Here is a 578-nt window from a genome sequence, read left to right as displayed (position 1 = left end):
GTAAGCGTAAATTTTCTTAGCCTCTTCCAATCTTCACCATCTAGCTATCACACCAGTTCTTCAGGGGCAAGATACTGCGGCAACAAGCTTCTTCTCTCATCATCCGACTTCACGCCCGGCAGCTCTTCAAAGAGAAAGTGCAGATATCGCAATGGTTCCAGTCCATTGGCCTTCGCCGTCTCGACCAAGCTGTACAAGGCCGCGCTTGCTGCAGCGCCTCTGGGTGAACCTGAAAAGAGCCAGTTCTTCCGACCAACCGCAAAGGGACGGATGGCGTTTTCGGCCAAATTGTTATCTGGCAGCAAGATTCCGTCTTCAAGATACGTTTCAACTCGTTCCCACTGTCCCAAGGCATAGGCTATAGCCCGCCCGAGAAGGCTTTTGGGCGGCGTGGGCTGTCCCCGCTCCAGAAGCAAGGCCTTTATGGTGTCCATGATCTGACGGGACTGGTTCTGACGCATGGCCTGGATGCGATCCGCATCAAAGCCCGCTTGCCGGGCCTGTTTTTCCAGGCCGTAGAGTTGAGCAATAAGATCGACCACCTCCTGAGCCGTGCCGCGTTTCTTTGTCCCGGCCTT

General features: G+C 54.7%; 1 protein-coding gene. It reads right to left on the bottom strand.

Features of this window, described 5'->3' with window-relative positions:
- Positions 1–47 precede the first annotated feature (47 nt).
- A partial coding sequence (locus J0909_RS18290; RefSeq protein ID WP_207265130.1) for an IS66 family transposase occupies positions 48–578 on the bottom strand: 531 nt, incomplete at its 5' end.

Origin of the sequence: Desulfovibrio sp. Huiquan2017 (assembly GCF_017351175.1) — a bacterium.
Lineage (GTDB): Bacteria > Desulfobacterota > Desulfovibrionia > Desulfovibrionales > Desulfovibrionaceae > Pseudodesulfovibrio.
This window is presented reverse-complemented; position numbering and strand designations above follow the sequence as displayed.